Origin of the sequence: Brachybacterium sp. SGAir0954, assembly GCF_005490785.1 — a bacterium.
In the GTDB taxonomy this organism is placed as follows: Bacteria; Actinomycetota; Actinomycetes; order Actinomycetales; family Dermabacteraceae; genus Brachybacterium; species Brachybacterium rhamnosum.
Genome location: NZ_CP027295.1, coordinates 857,855 through 875,003 on the forward strand (window position 1 = coordinate 857,855; position 17,149 = coordinate 875,003).

Sequence of the window (17,149 nt, forward strand, 5' to 3'; positions counted from 1 at the left end):
CGCCGCGAGGTCAGTCTGGCCGACGCCGGCCCGCCGGTCATCCCCCGCGCGTGGGAGGTCGGGTATCGATCCGGCACCGGTCCCGAGCAGGCCCGGCCCTCCGCCCGCCCCTCGCCTGGACCGTCCGTGACCGGGGCCGAACGGCGCGCGTAGCCTTCCGGGCATGAGCGCCGATGCCACCCGCACCCCTGATGCCGCGATCCCCGATCCCCTGCTCCTGCTCCCGCTGCGTCAGCGGCTCACCGAGCGCTCCCTCGCGGTGCGCGCCGTGCACGTGATCCGCCCGGGCCGGGAGGACGTCGTCCACCGCTTCGTCGACGACACCGCCGAGAACGTCTACTCCGTCTCCAAGACCGTCACCGCGCTCGGCGTCGGCATCGCCCGCGCCGAGGGGCTGCTCGAGCTCGACGACCGCGCCGTCGACCACCTCCCCTCCCCGGAGGGCCGCTACGGCGAGGGCGTGGGGGACGTGACGATCCGCCACCTGCTCACCATGACCTCCGGCTCGCCCGTGACCGCCTTCGCCCAGGAGGAGCGCGACCACCGCGACCTCACCTCGCTCTACCTGGAGACGCCGCTCGTGCGGGAGGCCGGCAGCGCCTTCGAGTACTCCAACGGCGGGCCCTTCCTGCTCTCCCGGATCATCGAGCAGCGCACCGGGGAGACCCTGCGCGGCTGGCTCATGCCCCGCCTCTTCCAGCCCCTCGACATCGTGAACCCGCAGTGGCACACCACCGTGGACGGCCACAGCTGGGGCGCGACCGGCCTGCATCTGAAGAGCGGCGAGATGGCGCGGATCGGCGAGGTGCTGCTGGGCCGCGGCACCGTGGACGGCGCCGAGCTCGTCCCGGCCGAGTGGGTGGACCTCATGCACGCGGAGGACACCTGGGTCCCCACCGCCTGGCCGGACCCGGACAACGCCCGCTACGGCCTGGGCGTCTGGGCCAGCCAGCCGGACTGCGCATGGCGGGCCGACGGCGCCTACGGCCAGTTCCTGCTGGTCCTCCCCGAGCAGGAGGCCCTCGTCGCGATCACCTCCCACATCGAGAACGGCGGCGCGAACGGGGTGCTCGCCGCGGTGCGCGAAGAGCTCCTCCCGCTGCTCTGACCCGCGGCCCCGTCGGCCCCGCCCCGCCGGCCGCGGCGACCACCCCGTCCCCTCCGCCGGTCGCCGGCCCCGGGTGGCCGACGGGTACGGGACGTCATCGCGCAGATGTGGCCGTATTCGGGGACATCGGTACGAAGAGGTCCCGTAGGCCCATGCCCCCGGGGGATGCACGGGAGGAGCACCACCCGCACGTCCCCGGGCTGGGCGCAGGCGCGGCCGGTAGCGTGGGCGCATGGATCCCTCCGTCATCGTGAACATCGTCCTCGTCCTGCTGTTCGTGCTGATCGGCGGCGTGTTCGCGGGCACGGAGATGGCGATCGTGAACCTCCGCGAGTCCCAGATCAGCCAGCTCGAGGAGACGGGACCCCGCGGGGAGGCCACCGCACGCCTGGTGCGGGACCCGAACCTCTTCCTCTCCGCGGTGCAGATCGGCGTGACGGTCGCGGGCTTCCTGAGCTCCGCCTACGGCGCCTCGACGATCGCGCCGGTGCTCACCCCGGTGCTCACGGGGCTCGGGATGAGCGACTCGGCGGCGAGCACGACGGCGCTGATCGTCATGACGCTGCTCATCGCGTTCCTCTCCCTCGTGCTCGGTGAGCTCGCCCCGAAGCGCCTCGCGATGCAGAACGCGCTGGGCCTGACGAAGATCGTCGGCCCGCCGCTGGGGGTGTTCGGGCGGCTCATGCGGCCGGTGATCTGGCTGCTGTCCGTCTCCACGAACCTCGTGGTGCGGCTGCTGGGCGGTGACCCGCAGGCGAACCGCGAGGCGGTCTCCGCGGAGGAGATCAAGGCGATGGTGCGCGACTCCGACGCCCTCGAGGAGGCCGAGTCCCGCGTGCTGGCGGACGTCTTCGACGCCTCCGAGCGCACGGTCGTCGAGGTGATGCGGCCCCGCCACCAGGTGGACTTCCTCGAGGGGGAGCAGACGGTCGCCCAGGCGCGGGAGCTCGTGCGGGAGTCGGGCCACTCCCGCTACCCGGTGACGGGAGAGGACGTGGACGATGTGCTCGGCTTCGTGCACGTGCGGGACCTGCTGCACGTCGAGGACCCGGAGGGCACGCGCCTGCGTTCCATCGCCCGCCCCATCGAGCACGTTCCCGGCACCGTGCAGGTGCTGCGCGCCCTGAACCGGATGCGAGCGCACGCGGACCAGATCGCGGTGGTGGTCGACGAGTACGGCGGCACCGACGGGATCGTCACGCTCGAGGACCTGCTCGAGGAGCTCGTGGGGGAGATCTACGACGAGTTCGACACCGACCCCCGCGGCAGCGACCCCGAGCACCCGGGCCTCACCGAGGGTGAGATCGACGGGGGCCTCATCCTCCAGGAGTTCGAGGCGCTGACCGGGATCGAGCTGCCGGACACGGGCGGCTACGAGACGGTCGGCGGCTTCGTCATGGCCTCCCTCGGCCGGATCGCTGTGGAGGGCGACACGGTGCCGATCGAGGGCGGCCGGCTCGACGTGACGAAGGTCGACGAGCGGCGCGTGCAGACGGTGCGCTTCGTGCGCGAGGAGGAGCCGACGGCCGACGGCGCCGCGTCCGGCGCCGCTCCGGCCTCCGGCGGCGAGGCGGCCCCGACGCGAGGGTGACCCTGCGCTGACCTGCGGCGGGACCTTCGTCGGGCGTACTCGGCGCTGTCTCGCCCGATGACCCGTTCGGTCACGAGAAGGTCACGGCGGCGGCCTGATCTGGTGCGCAGGATCACTCGAGGCCTTTCATCGGTGCCATGAGCGCACCAATCATTGGCACACCACGCAATGCTCGTCCGTGCGGCACGGGGGACGTCGCCGAGCCGGCCGCGGAGGCCACCGCCGTGGCGCCCGACGGGTGCTCGACCGGGTCGTCGTCGGCCCCCGCGACGGACGCCTCCGCAGGGTCCTGCGGCACGGGCCGGCGCAGCGTCTCGACCCGCGTGGACCTCGCCCTGCTGGGGGTGCGCACCGCGGTCCCCGTGAGCCGCCGCGGCGGCGCGGGCCCCAGCGACGACGGCCACTTCCTCGTGGCCGGCGAGGGCGCCGCGATCCCGATGAACCCCGAGAGCCCCTACGTGCTCTCCCCGCAGGGGCGGGTCACCGTGGACGGCGCGGACCTCGGCCTCGAGGTCACCCCCGTCTCCCGCCCGCGGTTCTACGACCTCGCCACCGCGGACGGCACCTCCTACGAGAAGATCGCCAAGCTCCACGGCCGCGACGTCCTCGCGACGACCGTGGTCCAGACCTGCGTGCGCTACGACGAGGCCGACCGCTGCCGCTTCTGCGCGATCCAGGCCTCCCTCGACGCCGGCCTCACCGTCGCGGTGAAGACCCCCGCGATGCTCGCGGAGGTCGCCGAGGCCGCGGTGCGCCTGGACGGCGTGACGAACATGGTCATGACCACCGGCACCTCGAACGGCTGGGACCGCGGGGCCAAGCACCTCGCCCGCTGCGTCCGCGCGGTGAAGGAGGCCGTGCCGCAGCTCGAGATCCAGGTCCAGTGCGAGCCGCCGGCGGATCTCCGCGCGATCACCGACCTCCGCGAGGCGGGGGCGAGCTCGATCGGCATCCACGTCGAGTCGATGGACGACGAGGTGCGGCGGCGCTGGATGCCCGGCAAGTCCACCGTCACCCTCGACGAGTACCGCGCCGCCTGGCGCGAGGCCGTGCGGGTCTTCGGCTGGAACCAGGTCTCCACCTACCTGCTCGTGGGCCTCGGCGAGGACAGCGACGAGATGGTCGAGGGCGCGCGGGAGCTCATCTCGATGGGCGTCTACCCGTTCATCGTCCCCTTCCGGCCCCTCGCCGGGACCCTCGCGGCGGACGTCGACCGCATCCCCGCGCCCCATCGTGACCAGCTCCGGTACGTCACGGTGCGCGTCGCGGCGCTGCTCGCCGCCGCGGGCATGCGCGGCGCGGACCAGAAGGCCGGCTGCGCGACCTGCGGCGCCTGCAGCGTGCTGAAGACGGCGGGGGCCTGACATGCTCGACGTCCCGCTCCTCTCCGGCCCACCGCGTCCCGCGCGCCGCCGCCCGGCGCCCCTGCGCATCGTGATCGCCGACCCCGCCCAGCGCGCGGAGTACCTGCGGATCCGCCGCGAGGTGTTCGTGCGCGAGCAGGGCATCTTCACGGCCGACGACCGCGACCGCATCGACGAGGACACCCGCACCGTGGTCCTCGTGGCGCTCGGCCCGGAGGGCGAGGTGCTCGGCGGGGTGCGCGTGGCGCCCGTCCCCGAGGGCCGTGACATCGGCTGGTGGAGCGGGAGCCGCCTCGCCGTGCGGCGCGGGGCGCGGCGTGCGGGCGGGATCGGCTCCGCGCTCGTGCGGGAGGCGTGCTCGACGATCGCCGGGCTCGGCGTGCTCCGCTTCGACGCGACCGTGCAGCTCGGCGCCGCCGTGCTCTTCGACCACCTCGGCTGGCAGCGCGTGGGCACGACGACCGTGCAGGGCGTGCCCCACCTGCTCATGCAGTGGCCCATCGACCGGGTCCAGAGCCTGGTCACCGGGACCAAGAGTGCCCTGGGCGGGGTGCTCGAGCCCCTCGGCCGGGCGGTGCCCGCGGGCGCGGCCAGCGGTCCCGGCGCGGCCGTCCCGCCGAGGCCGCAGCTGGGCGGCCAGGGCTTCGTGGGCGACGACGCCGCCCCCGTCCCCGGCACGGACCTCGTCGCGGCCTGCGACGCGATCCTCCCGGCGATGGTGGACCGCGACCCCGAATGGGCCGGCTGGTGCGGCGTCCTCGTCAACGTGCACGACGTCGCCGCGATGGGGGCGGAGCCCGTCGGCCTGCTCGACGCGATCGGCGCCCGCACCGTGCGCGAGGCGCGCCGCGTCGCCGAGGGCATCGCGGAGGCCTCCCGCGCCTGGGCGGTGCCCGTGCTCGGCGGCCACACCCAGTTCGGCGTCGACCCCTCGCTCTCCGTCACCGCGATCGGCCGCGCGGCGCGGCCCGTCCCCGGGGGCGGCGGCCGCCCGGGCCACGACCTCCACCTCACCGCGGACCTCCACGGCGCCTGGCGCCCCGGGTACGAGGGGCGGCAGTGGGACTCGAGCTCGACCCGCACCCCGGAGGCGCTCCAGGACCTCGCCGGCACCGTGCGCCGGGCCCGTCCCGCAGCCGCGAAGGACGTCTCCATGGGCGGGATCATCGGCACCGCCGGGATGCTCGCCGAAGCCTCCGGGACCGGCGCCGTGCTCGACGTCGCCGCCGTCCCCGCCCCCGGCGCCGCCGCCCACGGCGACTGGCTCACCTGCTTCCCCGGCTTCGGGATGCTCACCGCGGATCCCCGCGGGGAGAACCGCATGGCCTCCCGCTTCGCGAGGACCGCCCGCGTCGGCACCCTCGACGACGGTCCCGGCGTGCGCCTGCGCTGGCCCGACGGCGTCGAGACCACGGCCCTCGACGCGGCCGTGACCGGACTCGGCACGGCCTGAGAAGACCTCCCGGGCCCCGCGCCCGGGTCGTGGGACGCCATCGGACGGCGCCCCCGCAGCCCCACCCGCACCACCCACCTCACCAGGGAGAACCATCATGACCAGCGACATCGACGCCCAGATCGCCGAGAACATCCAGAAGTCCCTCGGCGAGATCCCGCACCCCTCGCTGCCCGCCGGCACCAACCTCTACGGCTCCACGAAGATCTTCCCGGACCTCCAGGCGGAGGACGGCGAGTCCTACTTCACCCTCGTCCACGGCATCCCCCACGAGTCCTCCGTGAGCTTCGTGGCGATCCTGCAGGCCACACGCGCGCTGCGGAAGGGCTTCGAGTCCGCGATCTACTTCTACGGCCCCGGCGCCCTCGCCTGTTCCGCGACCCGCGGCTTCCCGACGACCGGCGACTCCGGGTTCCCGGGCGAGCAGAACATGAACGGCTCCCTGGAGACCTTCATCAAGGAGGGCGGCACGGTGTTCTGCTGCCGCTTCGGGATGGGCCTGCACGGCATGCGCGAGGAGGACCTCATCGAGGGCGTGGTCCCCGCACACCCCCTCGACGTGCAGGACGCGCTCATCCACTACGCCCGCAAGGGCGCCATCATCAACTCCACCTACAACCTCTGAACGGGCGCCGCCATGAGCATCACCGTCGCGTCCGTCAGCGCGAACTTCACCCGCGACCTCGAGCAGAACTACGCGCTGATCGCGCAGCTGCTCGAGCAGGCCCGCGCCGAGGGTGCCCGCCTCGTCGCCTTCCCCGAGGCCGCGCTCGGCGGCTACCTGCCCGCCCTCGGCAACCACGGGGACAGCGTGCGCACCACCCGCCGCTCGCTGCCGCCCGCGCTCCGCCTCGACGGCCCCGAGATCGCCCGGGTCCAGGAGCTCGCCGGGGACACGGTCCTCACCATCGGCTTCTGCGAGCTCGCGGAGGACGGCGAGACCCGCTACAACGCGGCCGTGTGCCTCGACGACTCGCAGATCTACTCGTCGTACCGCAAGGTCCACCAGCCGCTCGGCGAGAACATGTCCTACGCGGCGGGGGACGGCTACCAGGCCTTCGACACCCCTGTCGGCCGGCTCGGCATGCAGATCTGCTATGACAAGGCGTTCCCGGAGGCGGCGCGCATGCTCGCCCTCGACGGGGCGGAGATCGTCATCAGCATGTCGGCCTGGCCCGCGGCCCGCACCGCGACCGCGGAGAACCTCCAGGACGACCGCTGGACCTACCGCTTCAACCAGTTCGACATCGCCCGCGCCCTGGACAACCAGGTGTTCTGGATCGCGTCGAACCAGTCCGGGACCTTCGGCTCGCTGCGCTACGTGGGCAACGCGAAGGTCGTCGACCCGGGCGGGAACGTCCTGGCCACGACCCTCCTCGGGGACGGTCTCGCGATCGCCGAGGTCGACGTCGAGGGGAAGTTCCGGGAGATGCGCGGAGGCATGTTCCACCTGCGCGACCGCAGGCCGGACGTCTACGCGCCGGTCGTCGAGTCCGGCACGTCCCGGGCGGACGGATGGCGGGAGGTGGCCCATGCCTGAGCTGCGCTTCGCCGTGCGCTGGCCGGACGGCGCCGAGTCCGAGCACTATTCCCCGAGCCTCGTGATCGCCGACCACCTCCGGGAGGGGGCGGGCTACGACCTCGAGGACTTCGTGGACCGCGCCCGCACGGCCCTGGGCGCCGCGAGCGACCGGGTCGAGGCCCGCTACGGGCACCCCTGCTCCCTCGCGCGCCGCTCCTCCCGGCAGATCGCGGAACGTGCGGCCGCCTCCCCGCCGGGGCGCGTCGAGGTGCTGAGGTTCGTCCGCCCGGCCGTGCCCTTCCCCGCCGGTGCGAGCGCCGGCCCGAGGCCCGAGGAGGCCCGCCGATGATCCCCACCACCCTCACCCCTGGTGAGCACTACGAGGCGGTCGTCGTCGGCGGCGGGCAGGCCGGGCTCGCGCTCAGCAGGCACCTGGTCGACGCCGGCGTGCACCACGTGGTGATCGAGCGGGAGAGCGTCGCGCACGAGTGGAAGGACGGCCGCTGGGACCAGTTCACGCTGGTCACCCCCAACTGGCACTGTCGCCTCCCCGGCTACGAGTACGAGGGCCCCGATCCCGACGGCTTCATGCGCCGCGACGAGGTCCACGCCTGGGTGCGCGGCTTCGCGGAGTCCTTCGACGCCCCCGTCGCGGAGGGCGTGGCCGTCCGGCGCGTGAGCGCCCGCCCCGAGGGCGGGTTCACCGTCGAGACCGACGCGGGCACGATCACCGCAAGCACCGTCACCGCCGCGACCGGCGGCTACCACGAACCGGTCGTGCCCCCGTGGGCGGCCGCCCTGCCGCCGGAGCTGTTCCAGCTGCACTCCCACCGCTACCGGAGCGCGGCCCAGCTGCCGGAGGGACCGGTGCTCGTGGTGGGGACCGGGCAGTCCGGCACGCAGATCGCGGAGGACCTCCACCTCGAGGGCCGGGAGGTGCACCTGGCCGTCGGTCGCGCACCGCGCGTCGCGCGCTTCTACCGGGGCCGCGACTGCATGACCTGGCTCGCCGAGATGGGCGTCTACGACGTCCCCGTCTCCACCCGGGGCCTCGCCAAGCGCGAGTCGACCAACCATTACGTGACCGGCCGCGACGGCGGGCGTGACATCGACCTGCGCGCCTTCGCCCGGGACGGCATGCACCTCCACGGCCGCGCCGAGGGCGTGGAGGACGGGGCGATCCGCCTGGACGACTCGCTCGCGGCGAACCTCGACCATGCGGACTCCGTCGCCGAGTCCATCAAGGACGACATCGACGCGCACATCGCCACCCTGGGGATCGACGCGCCCGTCGAGCCCCGGTACCGGCCCGTGTGGACCCCGCCGGACGGGCCCACGCAGATCCCCCTCGAGGAGCTCTCCGCGATCGTCTGGGCGATCGGGTTCCGGGCGGACTGGTCCTGGCTCGACCTCCCCGGGGTGCTCGATCCGACCGGGCATCCCGCTCACTCCCGCGGCGCGACGTCGGTGCCGGGGTTCCAGTTCCTGGGCCTGCCGTGGCTGCAGACCTGGGGCTCGGGCCGCTTCCACGCGATCGCCCGGGACTCCGAGCACGTGGCCGCGACCGTCCGCGAGCACCTCGCGACGGTGGGGGAGCAGGCATGCGCGTAGCGCTGCTCACCTACTCGACGAAGCCCCGCGGGGGCGTGGTCCACACGCTCGCCCTCGCCGAGGCGCTCGCCGGCCGCGGGCACGAGGTCGAGGTGTGGACCCTCGCCCGCGGCGGCGACGCGGGCTTCTTCCGGGAGGTCGACCCCGCGGTGAGCGTGCGCGCCGTCCCCTTCCCCGAGGTGGAGGGGGAGAGCGTGGGGGAGCGCATCGACCGGTCGATCACGGTGCTTGGCGGGGCCTTCGACTCCGCGGCCGACGTCGTCCACGCGCAGGACTGCATCTCCGCGAACGCCGTGGGGGAGAGGGGGCGAGCGCACGTGCGCACGATCCACCACCTCGACGCGTTCACGACCGAGCGGCTGATCCGCTGCCACGACCGGGCGATCCGGGAGCCGGCAGCCCGGATCTGCGTCTCCGCCGCCGTCGCCGCGGAGGTGCGGGAGACGTACGGCCCGGTGCCGACGGTCATCCCCAACGGCGTCGCGGCGGAGCGCTTCGCCCGCGCCGCCGGGCCGGAGGGCGCCGCCGCCCGCGCCCGCTGGCAGGGCAGGCTCGGCCGCTACGTGCTCGCCCTCGGCGGGATCGAGCCCCGCAAGGGCACGATCGACCTGCTCGAGGCCTTCGCCCGGATCCGGGACCGGCATCCCGGGGTCCGGCTCGTGCTCGGCGGCGGGGAGACGCTCTTCGACTACCGCCCCTACCGGGCGCGCTTCGAGGAGCGGACCCGGGAGCTGGGGGTCGAGCCGGTGCTGCTGGGCACCCTGCCCGATGACGAGGTGCCCCCGCTCGTCGCGGGCGCGGAGGTGCTCGGCTTCGTCTCCACGAAGGAGGGGTTCGGCCTGGCCGCGCTCGAGGCGCTCGCCGCGGGCGTGCCCGTCCTCGCCCGGGACATCCCCGTGATCCGCGAGGTGTTCGGCGACGCCGTGCACCGCGCCCCGGGCACCGTGGAGGGCATCGCGAGCGGGCTCGACACGATGCTCGCGGGGGAGAGGCCCGATCCGCGGCGGGGCCGTGCGCTCGCCGACGCCTTCACCTGGGAGCGGGCCGCGGAGCTCCACGAGCGGTTCTACCGGCACGTCCTCGAGCACGGAGGCGATGCCGGTGCGCCGGTCGATCTCGCGGATCATCGCTGAGCGCGGCGCCCGGGACCCGTCGGAGCCGGTCGTCCTCGACGCCCGCGGCGTGCTCACCGCGGGCGAGCTCGCGGCGGGCGCCCGGTCGCTCGCCCGGCGCCTGCGCCGTGCGGGGGTGCGCGTCGACGACCACGTCGAGGTCTCCCTCGGCAACGACCGCGACATGGTCATCGCCTGCTGCGCCGTGTGGGAGGCGGGCGCGACGCCGCTGCCGCTCGCCCCGGGGCTCGTGCACGCGGAGCGGGAGCGGATCGAGGACATTGCCCGCCCCACCGCCTCGATCGGTGCGCTCCCGGCGCGGCCGGACGTCGTGCATCTGCAGGTCGCGGGGACGGCCGACGGGGCCGACGACACCGATCGCAGTCCGGACCTCGACCCCGATCTGGCCGCCTCCTGCTGGAAGGCGATGACGACCTCCGGATCGACGGGCCGGCCCAAGATCGTCCGGGCGAGCGCCCCGGCGCTGCTCGACCCGGAGCGGGCGGTCGCCCCGTACCTGCCCCGTGACCAGGTGCAGCTCGTCGCCGGGCCGCTCACCCACCCGGCGCCCTTCACCTATGCCTTCCGCGGTCTGCTCACCGGTCACCGGCTCGTGCTGCTGCCGCGCTTCACCCCGGAGGCCTGGCTCGACGCCGTCGAGGAGCACCGCGTCACCTGGGCGATGGTGGTGCCGACGATGCTCCACCGCCTCCTGCGACTGCCGCCCTCCCGGCGCTCGCCCGCGAGGCTCGCGAGCCTGCGCACCCTGCTGCATATCGGCGCGCCCTGCGCGGTGCCGCTCAAGCGGGAGGTCATCGACTGGCTGGGCCCCGAGCGGGTCCTCGAGGTGTACGCGGGCAGCGAGTCCAACGGGATCGTCATGATCGACGGCGCGGACTGGCTCGCGCATCCCGGGAGCGTGGGCAGGCCGCTGCCGGGCACCTCCGCGCGGATCGTCGACGCCGAGGGCCGCGCGCTGCCGCCCGGCCGCACGGGTCTCGTGCAGATGCGCCGCGAGGGCGCCCCCGCCTCGCACTACCTCGGCGCCCCCTCCCGTCGCGACGCCGAGGGCTGGGACACCCTGGGGGACCTGGGCCGCCTGGACGCCGCGGGCTACCTCCACCTCACGGACCGCGAGGACGACATGATCGACCGCGGCGGGGAGCTCATCGCCCCGGCCGCGATCGAGGCGGAGCTCGAACAGCACCCCGAGGTGCGCGGCGCCCTCGTGCTCGGACTGCCGGACGCGGAGTGGGGGCACCGGATCGCGGCCGTGCTCGACGTCCCCGGGGTCGGGCCCGACGGGGAGGACGGGGACGCCGCGGAGGCCGTCGGCCGGCGGATCCTCGCCGGGGTGCGGCCCCGCCTCGGGCATCGCACCCCGCAGGAGGTGCTCGTCGTCGACCGCCTGCTGCGGGACGACGCCGGCAAGGCCCGCCGCCGGGCGTGGGTCACCGCCTTCGAGGAGGGCGGGCTCAGATCCCGCCGGCCGCCCGCGCCGCCGCCGAGACCTTCATGAGACTGCGCTGCAGGGCCTGCAGCTCCTCCATGTCCATGCCGAGCCGCTCGAGCATCTGACCGGGGACGGCCTCCGCCTCATGGCGCAGCGCGGCCCCGGCGGGGGTGAGCGCGATCGCGAGGACGCGCTCGTCCTTCTCGTCGCGCCGACGCTCCACGTATCCGATCGCCTCGAGCCGCTTCACGAGCGGGGAGACCGTGCCCGGGTCCAGCTGGAGCCGTGCGCTGAGGGCCTTCACGGAGAGCGGGGCGTCCTCCCAGAGGGCGAGCATCACGAGGTACTGCGGATGCGTCAGCCCCAGCGGCTCGAGGACCGGGCGGTAGGCGGCGACGATGCTCCGCGAGGTGAGGGTCACGGCGAAGCAGAACTGGGTCTCCAGCGCCAGAGGGTCCACGGGACCGGCTTCGCTCACGTCCACTCCTTCACAGCAGTCCGGACGAGCATACCGATCCCGGCGGGCCCCGCGTGCCGGGGTCCCGTCGGCCCTCCCGGACCGAACCTGTGCGGCGCCCGTGCGCCGAGGACTAGGCTCGATCCCATCGCGGCCTGCAGGACGCGGGCCGCTCCGCCGTCGATCCCAGGAGAAACCATGGCCCGCACCAGTCTTGCCCGCCTCCTCGTCACCCAGCTGCGCGACCTCGGCGTCGAGCGCATCTACGGGGTGGTCGGCGACTCGCTGAACCCCGTCGTCGACGCGATCCGCACCACCGAGGGCATCGAGTGGGTGCACGTGCGCAACGAGGAGGCCGCCGCCTTCGCCGCCGGCGCCGAGGCCCGCCTGACCGGGAAGCTCGCCGTGTGCGCCGGCTCGTGCGGCCCCGGCAACACGCACCTCGTCCAGGGGCTGTTCGACGCGCACCGCGACGGCGCCCCCGTGCTCGCCCTCGCCTCCCACATCCCCTCGGAGAAGATCGGCACCGGCTTCTTCCAGGAGACCCACCCGGAGATCCTGTTCCAGGAGTGCTCGTACTTCTGCGAGATGGTGAACTCCGGCCCGCACGGCGCGACGCTGCTGCACATCGCGATCCAGACCGCGATCGCGAAGCGCGGCGTCTCCGTGCTCGTGATCCCCGGAGACGTCGCGGACCAGGAGGTCGACGGCCCGCTCACGAAGGACCTCGCCGTGGAGCTCGGCGCCGTGCAGCCGGCCGCGGGGCCCGTCGGCCGGCTCGCCGAGATGATCGACGAGGCCCGCTCCGTGATGCTCTTCGCAGGGGCCGGCGTGGAGGGCGCCCGCGAGGAGGTGCTCGCGCTCGCCGAGGCGACGAAGGCACCGGTGGGACACGCGTTCGGCGGCAAGCAGTGGATCCAGTACGAGAACCCGTACGACGTCGGCATGAGCGGGCTGCTGGGCTACGGCGCCTGCTACGACGCGATGCACGAGGCGGATCTGGTGATCCTGCTCGGCACCGACTTCCCCTACAGCGAGTTCCTCCCGCAGAACGAGAAGGCGAGGATCGTCCAGATCGACGCGGACGCCTCCCGCCTGGGCCGCCGCGTGCCGCTCGACCTCGCGCTGCACGGCGACGTCGCGCTCACCCTGCAGGCCGTCCTGCCGCTGCTGCAGGGGAGGAAGGACGCGAAGTTCCTGCAGAAGATGCTCAAGGCGCACCACAAGGCGCTGCAGGGCGTCGTCGCCGCGTACACGAAGAACGTCGAGCGGATGACGCCGATCCATCCCGAGTTCGTCGCGGCGACCCTCGACGACCTCGCCGCGGAGGACGCCGTGTTCACCGTGGACACGGGCATGTGCAACGTGTGGGGCGCCCGCTACATCACCCCCAACGGGAAGCGCCGCCTGTTCGGCTCCTGGCACCACGGCACGATGGCGAACGCGCTGCCGCAGGCGATCGGCGCCTCGAAGGCGTTCCCCGGCCGGCAGGTCATCTCGATGAGCGGCGACGGCGGCCTCGGGATGCTCATGGGCGAGCTGCTCACCGTGAAGCTGCACCAGCTGGACACGAAGATCGTCGTCTTCAACAACTCGAGCCTCGGCATGGTCAAGCTCGAGATGCTCGTCGAGGGCCTGCCGGACTACGGCACCGACCATGAGGGCGTCGACTTCGCGGCGATCGCGGCGGGCGCCGGCATCACCTCGGTGCGGATCACCGACCCGAAGAAGCTGCGCAAGGAGATGCAGAAGGCGCTCGCCACCCCGGGCCCCGTGCTCATCGACGTGGTCACGGACCCGGCGGCGCTGTCGATGCCGCCGAAGATCAGCCCGCAGCAGATCCGCGGGTTCGCGACGGCGTCGACGAAGATCGTGCTCGCGGGCGGCGTGGGCAAGATGCTCGACATGGCCTCCGCGAACCTGCGCAACATGCCGCGCTGAGGCGCGGACCCGGGAACGGGGAGGGAACTGACATGGAGCTCATCCACCCGCGCGATCTCGCGCTCTGGCGGGAGCGCAGAGACCTGCGCGGGCAGACGGGGCGGCGTCTCCGTCGACTGCGCGGGGGCGCCGCCGACGAGCAGGTGCCCCTCGCGGAGTTGGCGTCGATCCCGGGGGATGATTCCGGGACGAGGTCGACGCTGGTCGTGCTCGAGGACCTGGACGACCGCGCGATGGGCGCCCTCCTCGCGCCGCTCCCGTATCTGCGCGGCACGGTGCACTGCGTCGTGGTCGGTGCGCAGAGCGTGCCGACGGAGCTCGCCTCGCTGCCCCGTTCCCCGGTCCAGGGCCTCGAGGGCCTGCTCGAGGCCACGGGTGCGGGTGCCGTGCTCACCGCAGGCGGAGCCGGCCCGTGGACGCGGGGCCTCCACGAGGAGGTGATCGGGCGCGGGGTGGCGACATTCGTCCTGCAGACGGGGCAGGTCACCCCCTTCTCGCCCCCTCTCCCGGAGGAGACCACCGTGGTGGCGTGGACCGATGCGGATGCCGCGCTGCTGCGCTCGGGACGGCACGACGTCGACACCATGGTCATCGGGTCGCAGCGGCTCTGGGAGCTGTCCCATGATCCCGTCACCGAGCTGCAGGACGGACCTCCCGTGCTGCTGGCTCGCCTCGCGGATGACCTCCTTCCCCGCCATCTCGCCACGAGGGCAGCCGCGAGCGCGATGCGCCACGGGCAGTTTCGGCTGCGGCCGGACATCGGCGATACCGATCCGATCTCGCGGGCCTCCTACGAGCTCTGGCGCCGACGGGGCGCGGAGCTCGTCGAGCCGGGGGCGGAGCTCCCGGCCGTGCCTCTCGTCGGCGTGCGTCAGGAGGAGCTGCTGGAGGCCGCGGTCCGAGGAGTCCCGGTGCGGGTGCACGCACCCGGCGCTCCGGCATGGCTGCAGGACCTGTGGGACCGGACCGGCATGCGACGATACGGAAGCTCCGGTCCGTCGCGGCCGCCGGCCCCGCCCGCCGAGGAGCCGGCGACAGTGCTCGCGGAGACCCTCGACGGGGTGCGATGAACGGGACGTTCCGGAACCGGCGTGATGCACGGGCCGAGGAGAGGGGATCGGAGCACCGATGAGGCCGCTGCATGCGCATCCGCAGCATTACGCGTGGGGGTCCGCCGAGGAGCTGCCGCGCTTCCTCGGGAGGGATCCTGACGGCAGAGCGTGGGCGGAGCTCTGGTACGGGGCCCATCCCAGCGCCCCGTCGATCCTCGATGCCGCGGGGCCGCTGGACGCCGCGGTGACGGGGGACCCCCGGGGCATGCTCGGGGACGACGTGGTGAACGCCTTCGGCAGCCGCCTCCCGTACCTGCTCAAGCTCATCGCTCCCGAGCGCCCGCTCTCCCTGCAGGTCCACCCCTCACGCTCGCATGCGGCGGAGTCGTTCGCCGCCGAGAACGCCGCCGGGCTCCCGCTCGACTCACCCCATCGCAACTACCGGGACGACAACCACAAGCCAGAGATGGTCCTCGCGCTGACGAAGTTCGAGGCGGTCTGCGGCTTCCGTGCGCCGCGCCGTGCCGCCCAGATCCTCGCGGGCCTGGACACCGATCTCTCCGATCGTCTCCACACCCTGCTGGTGGAGAACCTCAGTGCTCACGGGATGCGTGCCGCCTTCCGCACCCTGGTCTCGCCGTCCCTCCGGCCGGATGCCGCGGCCGTCGCCGAGGTCGTCGCAGCCTGCGAAGCCCGGGTCGCCGCCGGGGCCTCGCCCTCACCGCGGATCGACCGGACGGTGGTGCGCCTCCACGAGCATTTCCCCGGAGACCCGGGTGTCGTGGCCAACCTGCTGCTGAATCCCGTGACCCTGCAGCCGGGGGAGGCGATGTACGTCCCCGAGGGCGCGATCCACGCCTACCTCTCGGGATTCGGCGTCGAGGTGATGGCGGCGAGCGACAACGTGCTCCGGGCAGGCCTGACCGCGAAGCGGGTGGACGTCGAGGAGATGCTGCAGTGCGTGAGCGTGCAGGCCGCGCCGCCGCAACGGGTCGCTCCGGAGCGTCTGACCCCGAGCACGGTCGCCTATTTCGCGCCGATCGATGATTTTCAGCTCTCGGTCACGACGCTCGACGGGGGAGGGGACGTCGCCGACCCGGTCGCCCGGTACCTCGTGCCCGGCTCAGGACCGAGGATCCTGCTCTGCCTCGACGGCGAGCTGACCGTGAGCGCGGGCGGGAGCACGCTGCGTCTGCCCGCCGGCCGGGCGGTGTTCGTCGCCGCCGAGGACGGGGACCTGCACGTGGCAGGGCAAGGGCGAGTGATCCAGGCGTCGGTCCCGTAGCCGGCCCGATCAGGCGGGGGTCGTGCTCTGCAGCTCCCCTGCCTCCTGAGCGGCGGTCACCTGGTCGAGGATCTCCTCGACGAGTTCGATGACCTGCTCACCCCCGGTCACGGGACCCCCGGCGAGCTGTCCATCCGCGCCCAAGAGCACTGCGGCGGGGGCGCCCCGGCTGCCGAGCTGCTCGCGGGCGGTGAACTGCGGGTCATACAGGGCGTGCTCCGCGACCCGGGCCTGCGTGCGCGGGGTGAGCCTGTCCTGAGGGGTGCGGAACACGGCGAGGACCTGCATGAACGGATCGAGCTTCTCGATCCAGGTCGGCATACGGTCCAGTACGCGCTCGCAGGGACCACAGCCCTCGGTCGCGAAGACGAGCAGCGCCGCTCGCTGGGAGGTGAGTTGGCGCAGGGTGACGAGGTCTCCGTCGGGACGCTGGAGCACCGCCGCCGGGATGGCGACACGCTCGTAATCGAGGAGATCGTCCTCCCCGTCCAGCTCGGCGTCGGCCGCCGTCGGCTCCGCTTCCGATCCGGGCTCCGCCGCACGCTCGACCCCGCCCAGCACGAGCACCACGAGCGCCATCGCCACCACGAGCACCACCACGAGCGTGAGCAGCGACAGCGGCGCGCGCACGAGCGCATCGGCGATCTGGCCGCGCGCGGCGGCGGAGATCGTCACGAGCGCGAGGAAGGTGAGCAGCATGTTCCGCGCGAGCGTCGCCTTCGAGACCGTGGGGGAGGCGAGCGAGCCGAAGCACGAGCACTCCACCTTCTCCTCGAAGGTCAGCGCCCGCGCGATGATCACGAGGTACGCCGCCATCAGCAGCGTCGCGAGCACGGCGAGCACCACCTGCAGCGGCACGAGCGGCACCCACAGCAGCAGCGCGAGCACGATCTCCGCGCCCGGCAGCACGGCCGCGACGAGGTGGTGCGCGCGGCGCGCGGGAAGGCGCAGCGAGGTCATGGCGTCCTGCGTGCCGCGGCGCTCGCCGAGCTTCGCGATGCCGGACACCAGCAGGATGATCGACAGCAGGATCGGCGCTGCCACCAGGATGCTCATCGGGTTCCCTTCGTCGGCGACCCCGCCCATTATCGTCGTCCCGATGAGCCCGGGACTCCCGGGCCGCTCGCGCACCTGACCTCCGTGTGAGGACGGGGAGCCGGGCCGCCCGGAGCGAGCATCCTGGTGACGGCGGCGAGGGCC

The 17,149-nt window shown here is 73.6% G+C and carries 15 protein-coding genes; 13 read left to right on the forward strand and 2 right to left on the reverse strand.

Going from position 1 to position 17,149, the window contains the following annotated elements; all coding sequences use genetic code 11:
- Positions 1–163: 163 nt before the first annotated feature.
- From C1N80_RS03835 to C1N80_RS03880, 10 genes are all read left to right on the forward strand, one after another.
- The gene (locus tag C1N80_RS03835) at positions 164–1,108 is read left to right on the forward strand and encodes a serine hydrolase (RefSeq protein ID WP_137769565.1); all 945 of its coding nucleotides are present in this window, start codon (positions 164–166) and stop codon (positions 1,106–1,108) included.
- Positions 1,109–1,340: 232 nt separating this feature from the next.
- Complete coding sequence (locus tag C1N80_RS03840) at positions 1,341–2,699, forward strand: hemolysin family protein (protein ID WP_137769566.1); 1,359 nt, start codon at positions 1,341–1,343, stop codon at positions 2,697–2,699.
- A 224-nt stretch (positions 2,700–2,923) separates the two neighbouring features.
- Positions 2,924–4,063, forward strand: coding sequence for an MSMEG_0568 family radical SAM protein (locus C1N80_RS03845; RefSeq protein WP_240811223.1), 1,140 nt, complete (start codon positions 2,924–2,926; stop codon positions 4,061–4,063).
- 1 nt (position 4,064) lies between these two features.
- A complete protein-coding gene (locus tag C1N80_RS03850; RefSeq protein ID WP_137769568.1) occupies positions 4,065–5,516 on the forward strand; it encodes an MSMEG_0567/sll0787 family protein in 1,452 nt (483 codons plus the stop codon).
- Positions 5,517–5,613: 97 nt separating this feature from the next.
- Complete coding sequence (locus tag C1N80_RS03855) at positions 5,614–6,141, forward strand: MSMEG_0572/Sll0783 family nitrogen starvation response protein (RefSeq protein ID WP_103384775.1); 528 nt, start codon at positions 5,614–5,616, stop codon at positions 6,139–6,141.
- Between the two features lie 12 nt (positions 6,142–6,153).
- Positions 6,154–7,056 (forward strand): carbon-nitrogen hydrolase family protein, encoded by a 903-nt coding sequence (locus tag C1N80_RS03860; RefSeq protein ID WP_137769569.1) that lies wholly within the window; start codon positions 6,154–6,156, stop codon positions 7,054–7,056.
- Positions 7,049–7,387, forward strand: coding sequence for an MSMEG_0570 family nitrogen starvation response protein (locus C1N80_RS03865; RefSeq protein ID WP_137769570.1), 339 nt, complete (start codon positions 7,049–7,051; stop codon positions 7,385–7,387). Before C1N80_RS03860 ends, C1N80_RS03865 begins: the two co-directional genes overlap by 8 nt.
- Positions 7,384–8,649: an MSMEG_0569 family flavin-dependent oxidoreductase gene (locus tag C1N80_RS03870; protein ID WP_137769571.1), complete on the forward strand. Its 1,266-nt coding sequence runs from the start codon at positions 7,384–7,386 to the stop codon at positions 8,647–8,649. Before C1N80_RS03865 ends, C1N80_RS03870 begins: the two co-directional genes overlap by 4 nt.
- Complete coding sequence (locus C1N80_RS03875; RefSeq protein ID WP_137769572.1) at positions 8,640–9,782, forward strand: MSMEG_0565 family glycosyltransferase; 1,143 nt, start codon at positions 8,640–8,642, stop codon at positions 9,780–9,782. Before C1N80_RS03870 ends, C1N80_RS03875 begins: the two co-directional genes overlap by 10 nt.
- Positions 9,751–11,280, forward strand: coding sequence for an AMP-binding protein (locus C1N80_RS03880; protein WP_168198007.1), 1,530 nt, complete (start codon positions 9,751–9,753; stop codon positions 11,278–11,280). Before C1N80_RS03875 ends, C1N80_RS03880 begins: the two co-directional genes overlap by 32 nt.
- Here C1N80_RS03880 and C1N80_RS03885 read toward each other — a convergent pair.
- Positions 11,237–11,692, reverse strand: coding sequence for a MarR family winged helix-turn-helix transcriptional regulator (locus C1N80_RS03885; protein ID WP_103385017.1), 456 nt, complete (start codon positions 11,690–11,692; stop codon positions 11,237–11,239). The genes C1N80_RS03880 and C1N80_RS03885 overlap by 44 nt on opposite strands.
- Before the next feature lie 177 nt (positions 11,693–11,869).
- Here C1N80_RS03885 and C1N80_RS03890 point away from each other — a divergent pair, with 177 nt between their 5' ends.
- Genes C1N80_RS03890 through manA form a run of 3 tightly spaced genes read left to right on the forward strand, consistent with a single transcriptional unit; the run spans position 11,870 to position 15,949 of the window.
- Positions 11,870–13,612 carry a pyruvate dehydrogenase gene (locus C1N80_RS03890; RefSeq protein WP_137769574.1) on the forward strand — a complete coding sequence of 581 codons (1,743 nt, stop codon included), beginning with the start codon at positions 11,870–11,872 and terminating at the stop codon, positions 13,610–13,612.
- Positions 13,613–13,644: 32 nt separating this feature from the next.
- Positions 13,645–14,682 (forward strand): hypothetical protein, encoded by a 1,038-nt coding sequence (locus C1N80_RS03895; RefSeq protein ID WP_137769575.1) that lies wholly within the window; start codon positions 13,645–13,647, stop codon positions 14,680–14,682.
- Between the two features lie 58 nt (positions 14,683–14,740).
- On the forward strand, positions 14,741–15,949 hold the full coding sequence (manA, locus tag C1N80_RS03900; protein ID WP_137769576.1) for a mannose-6-phosphate isomerase, class I: 1,209 nt from the start codon (positions 14,741–14,743) through the stop codon (positions 15,947–15,949).
- A gap of 9 nt (positions 15,950–15,958) precedes the next feature.
- Here the strand turns inward: manA and C1N80_RS03905 are convergent, their stop codons facing one another.
- A complete protein-coding gene (locus tag C1N80_RS03905; protein WP_137769577.1) occupies positions 15,959–17,005 on the reverse strand; it encodes a MauE/DoxX family redox-associated membrane protein in 1,047 nt (348 codons plus the stop codon).
- Positions 17,006–17,149 lie beyond the last annotated feature (144 nt).

Coding starts and splice junctions, on each gene's coding strand:
- C1N80_RS03850 (WP_137769568.1), top strand. CDS start 4,065: ATGCTCGACGTCCCGCTCCTCTCCGGCCCACCGCGTCCCGCGCGCCGC.
- C1N80_RS03860 (WP_137769569.1), top strand. CDS start 6,154: ATGAGCATCACCGTCGCGTCCGTCAGCGCGAACTTCACCCGCGACCTC.
- C1N80_RS03855 (WP_103384775.1), top strand. CDS start 5,614: ATGACCAGCGACATCGACGCCCAGATCGCCGAGAACATCCAGAAGTCC.
- C1N80_RS03840 (WP_137769566.1), top strand. CDS start 1,341: ATGGATCCCTCCGTCATCGTGAACATCGTCCTCGTCCTGCTGTTCGTG.
- manA (WP_137769576.1), top strand. CDS start 14,741: ATGAGGCCGCTGCATGCGCATCCGCAGCATTACGCGTGGGGGTCCGCC.
- C1N80_RS03870 (WP_137769571.1), top strand. CDS start 7,384: ATGATCCCCACCACCCTCACCCCTGGTGAGCACTACGAGGCGGTCGTC.
- C1N80_RS03875 (WP_137769572.1), top strand. CDS start 8,640: ATGCGCGTAGCGCTGCTCACCTACTCGACGAAGCCCCGCGGGGGCGTG.
- C1N80_RS03895 (WP_137769575.1), top strand. CDS start 13,645: ATGGAGCTCATCCACCCGCGCGATCTCGCGCTCTGGCGGGAGCGCAGA.
- C1N80_RS03890 (WP_137769574.1), top strand. CDS start 11,870: ATGGCCCGCACCAGTCTTGCCCGCCTCCTCGTCACCCAGCTGCGCGAC.
- C1N80_RS03905 (WP_137769577.1), bottom strand. CDS start 17,005: ATGAGCATCCTGGTGGCAGCGCCGATCCTGCTGTCGATCATCCTGCTG.
- C1N80_RS03835 (WP_137769565.1), top strand. CDS start 164: ATGAGCGCCGATGCCACCCGCACCCCTGATGCCGCGATCCCCGATCCC.
- C1N80_RS03865 (WP_137769570.1), top strand. CDS start 7,049: ATGCCTGAGCTGCGCTTCGCCGTGCGCTGGCCGGACGGCGCCGAGTCC.